This window comes from Sodalinema sp. (assembly GCF_046483825.1).
Lineage (GTDB): Bacteria > Cyanobacteriota > Cyanobacteriia > Cyanobacteriales > Geitlerinemataceae > Sodalinema.
In genome coordinates this window covers 1-8,382 of sequence record NZ_JAWOCL010000105.1, presented here as the reverse complement: position 1 = coordinate 8,382, position 8,382 = coordinate 1, and the positions used below count along the sequence as shown (strand labels likewise).

Genomic DNA, 8,382 nt, shown 5'->3' with positions numbered 1-8,382 from the left:
CTGGGGGTCGGGGCGGAGAGTAAGTCGCTAAAGATATTCATGGAGTCTTAAGTTCGCGTGGGTTTGAGGTGATGTGTTGATCCTGTAACTGGAGATAAGGAAACTCGGAGACCAGTAAACTCAGATATCACCTTGGGGAAAGCGGTCTTTTCTTAAGTTAACAGATTGCACTGGTTAAACGGACTCTGAGGAGCTGGCGCGGATGGTTAGGGTTCCGGTCATCCCGGCTTCGGCGTGACCGCTGATAGTACATTCGAGGTGATACTCTCCGGGTTTTTCGGGAACGAAGACCCATTCGGCTTCGGCGTTGGGTTTGAGTTCGAGTTCGCGCACGGTTCCTTTGACTTCTACTCCGGCGGCTTCGACTTTGCGCGTCCAACTGGCGGCGGCGAAGTCGGGGGCGCTGAAGTAGTGTTTTTCGGGACTGGGGTTGTCTAGGATCAGTTTGTAGGTTTGGCCCGCGATGAGATCGAGTTGATTTGGGTAGAACTTAAGCTGTCCTTGCCGATCGCCGAGATGAATGTGAAGTTCTGTGGCGTTGATGCGGGCTAGTTGGGGCGCCATATCGGTTGGGTTGGCCTGGGCCATGGTGGGGTTAACCAGGGCGATCGCCACCAAGAGACTGAAACAGCCTAGGATACGGGCGATCGCCACGGCGGAAATTTCTAAAAATGTCACCATTGTTACAACTCGTAATTATTTTCTGCTATTATTCTTTAGATTCTCTTAATAGTATAGGCGTTTCCCCGATTCTCGGGCATCACTGGCTGCCATGTCTGCATTTACCACTGAAGTACGATTGAACGATTATTTAAGCTCAAATCGGGGATCAACCCCCTGTCTTCGACGCGGCTCAAGTTGGGATCGACGTTGCAGCGGTCTGATTCGATTCGCGGCTCTACTGAGCGATCGATTGTATGAACAAGCCTAAAGCTACGTTGAGTTTCTGTAATATATGTTTAGGAATTTCTGAAAAGTTTCGATTTCTCAACTCATCGAAACATCTGAATACGGGAATCACTCACAATCTTGACTCTCAAATAAGCCATCTTTAGTCAGGGCGGGCTGGCTTTCATCTCCCTAAAACGGTGATCGATTTGCCATGACCCGCTCGGGATACCCCAGTCTTGTCAAGTCGCCCAACTCCCCTAATGTCAATATTTCATGCTGGCCACGTCGGCAATTGCTTCCATGAAGTCCCTGTTGTTATCAGTTTTCTGTCAAATTCATACTTGTTTTTAAATATCAGTGTTTATACGGAGGATGACATCAATACTAATACGGAGAAAAGATTGGATATCAAAATGGGGATACTCAAGTCTTAATTAACTGTTTAAATTATTTGACAATTAGCTCAAACAATCGATATGATGATTAAAGCAAGGTCAAGTCAACCTTCTTAAGAGGCTCAAGCCTAAGAGACCGGCTGAAATACATCTGCCTAATGGCATAAATCAGCAAACCTAAGCAAAATCTAAAGATGAAGATTGAAGATTTTGTAAAGCTTCCAAAAAATGTAGTCCTTATTACCTCATCTAATCAGATCAGGATGTTAGTTTGAACATAGTCAGAGTATTAGAACAAATCGAAACATTCTCTAGGAAAACTGGTATAGGAGTTTAATCATGAATGCACAGACATTAACTCCCCAGAAGATGGACGACCTTCTCCAGTCCCCGGTGGTCTTGTCTCAGGACAAGATTCTGGTGATTGATGATTCGCCTTGCTTACTGGCGGCAATGTTACGAAAATATGGCTACACGGTTGTAACCGAAACCGATAGCCACCGCGCTCACGGGGCTGTTTTAGACCAGGCTCCGGATCTAATTTTGCTTGACATTAATATGCCCGGCGCAGATGGCTATTCCGTCTGCACAACCCTCAAGGCCTCTGCCCAGACCCGTGATATTCCGGTGATCTTCGTCAGCGCCCGCAACGAAACCGTGGACAAGATCCGGGCGTTTCAGGTGGGAGCAGCCGACTATGTCAGCAAACAGTTCCAATTTTCCGAGACGCTGGTGAGAATCGAAACCCAACTCAATCAAAGACGACTTCAGAAACGGCTCATCGCCTCAGAAGCCCAAGCCCGAGAAAAATCCGAACAACTGACTCGGGCCTTGGCCCAAATCCAAGAGACGCAATCCCAACTGGTTCACCAAGCGAAGATGTCCAGTCTCGGTCAATTGGTGGCGGGAGTCGCCCATGAGATTAACAATCCGGTGAACTTCGTTTACGGCAACTTGACCTATATTGCCGAGTACACGGAACATCTGATGGAGTTGCTAGGGCTGTACCAACAGGCGCTCCCTGAACCGACTCCTGAGATTGAAGAGAAGATCGAAGAGGTGGATTTAGAGTTCATTGAAGCGGATTTACCCCGGCTGGTTGGCTCGATGCGCGTCGGAACCGAACGCATCCAGGAAATTGTCCGCTCTCTACGCAACTTCTCCCGTCTCGATGAGTCGGATCTCAAGTCGGTGGATGTCCATCAGGGGTTAGAAAATACCTTGGTGATTCTGCAACATCGTTTGAAGGCCAGCGGCGATCGCGCCGAGGTGAATATTGTCCGCTCCTACGGAGATTTGCCGCTTCTGGAATGTTATGCGGGGCAGTTGAACCAAGTCTTTACCAATATCTTGGCCAACTCCATTGATGCTTTAGCGGAGAAACGCAAGCAAGCCAGCGATGATGGGGCAGTCGAAGCTCCTCAAATTACCATTGAGACGAAGCGAGTGGGTCTCGATCACATCCGGGTCGTGATCGCCGACAATGGCGAAGGAATGCCCGAATCGGTGCGTAACCGCGTCTTTGACCCTTTCTTTACCACCAAAGACACGGGTGTGGGGACTGGCTTAGGAATGTCCATTAGTTATCAGATTGTCACTGAACGTCATCGCGGGCAACTCTCCTGCGAGTCTGGATTAGGCCAAGGAACTCGCTTTGAGATCGAACTGCCGTTGCGAGCCGCCAAACATGGCCCGATGGCAGAAAACCGCTACGGGAATACCGGCTCTCAAGCGGTGACTCCGATTGGTGTTAGCGTTGGGGAGTTTCAACAGGCCTCTTGAAGCAACGCTCTGAGTTAATTGATAAAATCGATCAACTTAGAGTTCTCAGTTCCCGCAGGAACTCTAAGGGTAACCCATCAGAATCGGCGATAAAGGCCACTTCATAGAGGCGATCGCCGATTTGCTGTTGTTCAGGGTCAAGTAGCACCTTCAGGGGGGTAACTTGTTGGGGGTTTTCCGCCGCCGCTTGCTCAAACCGTTGACGTAGGCCCTCTAACCAAGTGGGTAAGTCTTGCCCCATCCCGGCCAAGAGATCACTGAGATCAAACGAGAGATGATAATAGCCCACATAATGCTCATCGCCAAAAGCATCCGGCGCTGGTTTCGGTTCCGGAATCTGTATTAGTTCGATCCGTCCATTTAAGCCTTCGAGCCAACAGGCCAGGGTGTAGCCGGTTGTAAAGCGCTCACAGACCCGAAAGCCGAGTTGTTCGTAGAAGGCGATCGCGCGGTGAATATCTGCGGTCCGAATAGAAGCGTGGTGCATAGAGAACAGCGAGAGAGACAGCATCGGGTGTCAGGGCGATGTCCCTATTCAAACAGGCGAAAGTAAGGATAGCGCACCGGAACGCCGGGTTCTTTTTCTAAATCAAAATTAATCACATCCCAGCAGGGGTCATCTTTCCCCTCAGGGCTAAAGCTAACCGGGAGGCCATAGAGTTTGCTGAGGGAACTGTCGCCGCGATCGCGCCAGGGACTGCTACGGTCTAAATAAGCTGCCATCAAATCCCGATAGCGAGCCGCAATGACAATGCGAGTGGCCCGGTAGCCTTGGGTATAGAGGCGATCGAGGGCTTCATGAATTTCAAAGCGAATGCCGTCCGGGTGAGTATGTTGACGATACCACTCGTGATTCCATAAACGCCAATGTCGGTTGGATTGGAGATGCACCAGTTCCCCGGTTTTGGGATCGGCTTCAAACGCACCATGACGAGGACACAGATAAGTATCGGTCAAGGTCAAGGCGGAAATCTTTTGCCGACAGTGGGGACATTCAATCTCCGGTCCAAAAATGGGATACTGAGAGCTTGGATCGGTAAAATAGTCCATGCAATAATCGTACTCACTCGACGATAGACAAGAACCCGGTTAGCGTCGGCGTCCAGTGCCAGATCTCTGACGGCAGCGGGGCCTCTCGCTAACGGTTTTTGTTTGTTTCCTATCTTAACCTGCCTGTGAAGTTCTGCTGCTGAGGCAAAATTGTTAATTATTAAGTGTGAATTGCCAGATCATGAACTCCCCTCAATTCCCCGCTGATGTCCCCAATCCCGATTACTGGCCGCCGGTTGACTGCTCTCGGGCCAGCTTTGTGGCCGCCAATGCGACGCTGTTGGGGGATGTGACCCTAGAGGCGGGAGCTAGTGTTTGGTATGGGGCTGTGATTCGTGCTGATGTGGTTGCGATTCGTATTGGTGCAATGAGTAATGTCCAGGATGGGGCGATTTTACATGGAGATCCTGGGGAACCGTTGGTGTTAGAGGAGTTCGTTACGGTGGGCCACCGAGCGGTGATTCATAGTGCTTATATCGAACGCGGCTGTTTGGTGGGGATTGGGGCGACGATTTTGAATGGGGTGCGCGTGGGAGCGGGGAGTATTATCGGGGCTGGAGCCTTGGTGACGAAGGATGTTGCGCCGCGATCGCTGGTGTTGGGGATTCCCGCCAAAGTGGTGCGGCCCGTTTCCGAGGAACAGGCCGCTGATTTGATGGATCATGCTCGCAAGTATGAGCGTTTAGCTCAGGTTCATGGGGGGACTGGCTCGGATTTAGGATTTCATGGGTGAAAGCGGCGGCTGGAATGGAGTTGGGGTTGTTCTGTTAGATAAATCTCAGTGAATGCCTCGGCAGCGGCGGTAAAATGTAGCACAATGGAGATATAATGGGTACTCGAAGAAGAGTATTTAAGATTTTTTTAAGACAGGAGTAGGGTCTATGGATTTTGATTGGCGTTTACTGGTTGTTCTCGGTCCGATCGCGATCGCCCTCGGCTGGGCATTGTTCAACATTGGTCAAGCCGCGTTAGGACAAGTCCAAAACTACCTCAACCGTCAAAGTTAGGGAACGTTCGGAATTATCCTCTGTAACCGAGTCAGTCCGGCGGTTTTGCGTACGCAAGGCCGCCGGATTTTGCTGGGTCGATGTGGGCGAACTTCAGACCCCGAGGGTTAACCCCAGACTGTGGTAAGGTTTTTCCATTGTTAAGTATTGATGGTCAGGTGCGGCTTGCGATCTATGGTCTTAGACTTTCAAGGGTACGATGCAGATAAACTCCCCCCCCAGAATATCGAAGCGGAAGAGGCGATTTTAGGGGGGATTTTGCTCGATCCCGAAGCCATGAATCGGGTGGTGGAAGTCTTGACAGCAGAAGCGTTTTATGTTAAAATCCATCAAACCATTTTTCAGGCGGCCCAGGGGTTACATAGTGTAGGACAGCCGACGGATTTAATTAGTGTCACGGCCTGGTTACGCGATCGCGACCTCTTAGAAAAAGTTGGCGGCCAAAGTAAATTGGCTCAATTAGTTGATCGCACCGTCTCAGCGGTAAATATTGACCAATATGCAGCTTTGGTGATGGATAAGTATTTCCGTCGCCAGCTTATTCAAGCGGGACAGGAGATCACCGGCTTAGGCTATCAAGCGGCGACCCCGTTAGAGACGGTGTTAGATCAAGCCGAACAAAAGATTTTTTCCATTACTCAAAAGCGTCCTCAACAGGATTTAGTGCCTTTATTTGAAACCCTAATTCATGCGTTTCAAGAATTAGAAGCTCAAATTGAAACCCAAGCGCAACCGGGGTTTTTATCAGGGTTTTATGACCTCGATGCGATGACGGGAGGCTTTCAAACGTCGGATTTAATTATTGTGGCGGGGCGCCCGTCAATGGGGAAATGTCTGCATGAGCGATCGCAGGTGCTATTAACAGATGGTTCTCTCGTCACGATGGGAGAACTCTACCGCCGTCGCCAAGGAACTGTTCTCACCCTGGGGAACCATTGGCGCTTTCAACAGACGCAAGTCTCTGACTTTATTGATGATGGTGTCAAGCCTATTTTTCGCGTCACAACTCGCCTAGGGCGACAAATTGAAACCACCTTAACTCACCCCTACTTAACGGTTACAGGATGGAAACCTTTGGCCAACTTGGCGGTGGGCGATCGCATTGCTGTCCCCCGCCGTTTAGAGGTGTTTGGAGATGAGCCGTTACCCGAGCATCAAATCAAACTCCTCGCCTACTTGATTGGCGATGGGACTCTCACCTCGGGGACTCCCCGTTTTACGAATGGTAATCCCAACATTCAACAAGACTTTATTGAAGCTGTTGAGCAGTTTCCGGGGATGACAGTCCACCAACAACACTCAGGAGGAACCCGAACTCCCTCCTTTTTAACCGTCTGTGATCCTCAACAGATGGCGGCTAACCGAGTGCGCTTTGCGACAGGATTGCGTGATGCACTGGCTCAGTATCCCGGTTCAGCACGACAACTCGCCGCTCAAATTGGGGTTTCTCCGGCCTTGGTGAGTCTCTGGAAATCAAAAAATCTAAGCCCAAGCCTTGAGGTGAGCGAGCGCCTATTTCAACACTTAGAAGCCAGCCCAGACTTCAATCCCGATATCGTTACGAACTTGCGGCGAGTTAGCCGGAACCGAATTAAATGTTGGTTAGACACATTAGGCTTGTGGGGGAAAAATGCACATCAAAAAACAATTCCCGAAGTGATATTTAAGTTACCTAAGCCCCAACTTGCTTTATTTCTGAATCGACTGTTTGCAACGGATGGCTGGGCAGCAGTTCTTAACAGTGGTCAATGTCAACTTGGATACCTGAGCGTCCATGAGGTCTTAGCTCGTCAAATCCAACATTTGCTGCTGCGCTTTGGGATTATTGCTGCTCTCAAGCGCCGCCAGGTTCGCTATAAAGACGAAAGACGACCGGCTTGGCAACTCGATATTACTCATGTCCAATCGATTCGTCGGTTTATTGATGAGATTGGTATCTTTAGTAAAGAAGAGGCGATTGAGCGCGTTCGACAAAGCTTGGCAACTCGGCGAGAACAAAGTAATCGAGACTTGATTCCTAAGGAAGTCTGGGAGCGGCTAAGGGTCTTAAAAGGTCAAGACTCTTGGACATCGTTACGGAAACGAGCCGGTATTGCCTCGAATAACCTTCATGTAGGTCAACGGGCATTATCACGGTCTCGACTCTTGAAACTTGCGATCGCCCTAGATAACCCTGACCTACAACACCTTGCTGATAGTGATGTCTATTGGGATGAAATCACAGCAATTGAAGGATTGGGCGAGGCTCAAGTTTACGATTTAACGATTCCTGAGACTCATAACTTTGTCGCTAATGATATCTGTGTTCATAACACAGCGTTCAGTTTGAATATCGCCCGTAACTTAGCCAATAGCTATAAATTACCCGTGGCGGTGTTTAGCTTAGAGATGTCCAAAGAGCAACTTGTGCAACGATTGCTCGCCAGCGACTCAGGAATTGAAAGTAACCGCCTGCGAGCCGGCCGCGTCAGTCAAAACGAATGGGAACCCCTCAGTCGCGCCTTAGCCTCCCTGTCAGAAATTCCCATTTTTATCGATGATACCGCCAATATTACCGTAACTGAGATGCGGTCTAAATGCCGACGCTTGCAGGCTGAACAAGGGAAACCCTTAGGATTGGTGTTATTAGACTATTTACAACTGATGGAGGGAGCGGGAGATAACCGGGTTCAGGAATTATCTCGGATTACGCGATCGCTTAAAGGCTTGGCGCGGGAACTCAATGTCCCAGTGATTGCGCTCTCCCAGTTGAGTCGTGGTGTGGAAGCTCGCAACAATAAACGGCCCATGATGTCGGACTTGCGTGAAAGTGGGTCGATTGAGCAGGATGCGGATTTAGTGGCCATGCTCTATCGGGATGAATACTATAACCCCGATACCCCCGATCGCGGTATTACGGAGCTAATTATCGCCAAACACCGCAATGGTCCGACGGGGATCGTGAAACTGCTGTTTGACCCTCAATATACCCGTTTCCGCAATCTCGCCAGTCCCGGTCGTCCCCTCTCGGGAAGCGCCTATGGCCAACTTCCGCCGGGTTAATTGGGTTTGGCTTGTTGTCTCAATTCTCCTTGTCCAGATTGGCGACGGTTTGGCCCAAAAGGACAATGTTTAGCAAAACCCGCAAGAATCCTCCGCTTCAAATCTCTGATTGAAGCGTGAGATGAATGGCGGCAGTAACTTATGGTAGAGTGTTTATGGTGAATCTAATTTGCCCTAATGCTCAAAGTCGTCAAAATCAGACTCTACCCAAATGA

General features: G+C 49.7%; 7 protein-coding genes. 4 read left to right on the top strand and 3 right to left on the bottom strand.

The features are described 5' to 3' along the window. Positions 1 to 174: 174 nt before the first annotated feature. Positions 175 to 681 carry a cupredoxin domain-containing protein gene (locus tag R6U67_RS06745; protein WP_410251826.1) on the bottom strand — a complete coding sequence of 169 codons (507 nt, stop codon included), beginning with the start codon at positions 679 to 681 and terminating at the stop codon, positions 175 to 177. Positions 682 to 1,625: 944 nt separating this feature from the next. Here R6U67_RS06745 and R6U67_RS06740 point away from each other — a divergent pair. Further along, complete coding sequence (locus R6U67_RS06740) at positions 1,626 to 3,068, top strand: ATP-binding protein (protein ID WP_410251825.1); 1,443 nt, start codon at positions 1,626 to 1,628, stop codon at positions 3,066 to 3,068. A gap of 31 nt (positions 3,069 to 3,099) precedes the next feature. Here R6U67_RS06740 and R6U67_RS06735 read toward each other — a convergent pair whose 3' ends face one another. Next, the gene (locus R6U67_RS06735) at positions 3,100 to 3,555 is read right to left on the bottom strand and encodes a VOC family protein (protein WP_410251824.1); all 456 of its coding nucleotides are present in this window, start codon (positions 3,553 to 3,555) and stop codon (positions 3,100 to 3,102) included. 44 nt (positions 3,556 to 3,599) lie between these two features. Beyond that, positions 3,600 to 4,118 (bottom strand): TIGR02652 family protein, encoded by a 519-nt coding sequence (locus R6U67_RS06730; RefSeq protein WP_087709701.1) that lies wholly within the window; start codon positions 4,116 to 4,118, stop codon positions 3,600 to 3,602. A 181-nt stretch (positions 4,119 to 4,299) separates the two neighbouring features. Between R6U67_RS06730 and R6U67_RS06725 the strand changes: the two genes are divergently transcribed. From R6U67_RS06725 to dnaB, 3 genes are all read left to right on the top strand, one after another. Further along, the gene (locus tag R6U67_RS06725) at positions 4,300 to 4,851 is read left to right on the top strand and encodes a gamma carbonic anhydrase family protein (RefSeq protein ID WP_410251823.1); all 552 of its coding nucleotides are present in this window, start codon (positions 4,300 to 4,302) and stop codon (positions 4,849 to 4,851) included. Positions 4,852 to 4,999: 148 nt separating this feature from the next. Further along, positions 5,000 to 5,125, top strand: a complete 126-nt coding sequence (locus tag R6U67_RS06720; RefSeq protein WP_068788194.1) for a photosystem II protein Y — start codon at positions 5,000 to 5,002, stop codon at positions 5,123 to 5,125. Between the two features lie 174 nt (positions 5,126 to 5,299). Further along, positions 5,300 to 8,167 carry a replicative DNA helicase gene (gene dnaB, locus R6U67_RS06715; protein WP_410251822.1) on the top strand — a complete coding sequence of 956 codons (2,868 nt, stop codon included), beginning with the start codon at positions 5,300 to 5,302 and terminating at the stop codon, positions 8,165 to 8,167. Positions 8,168 to 8,382: the final 215 nt, after the last annotated feature.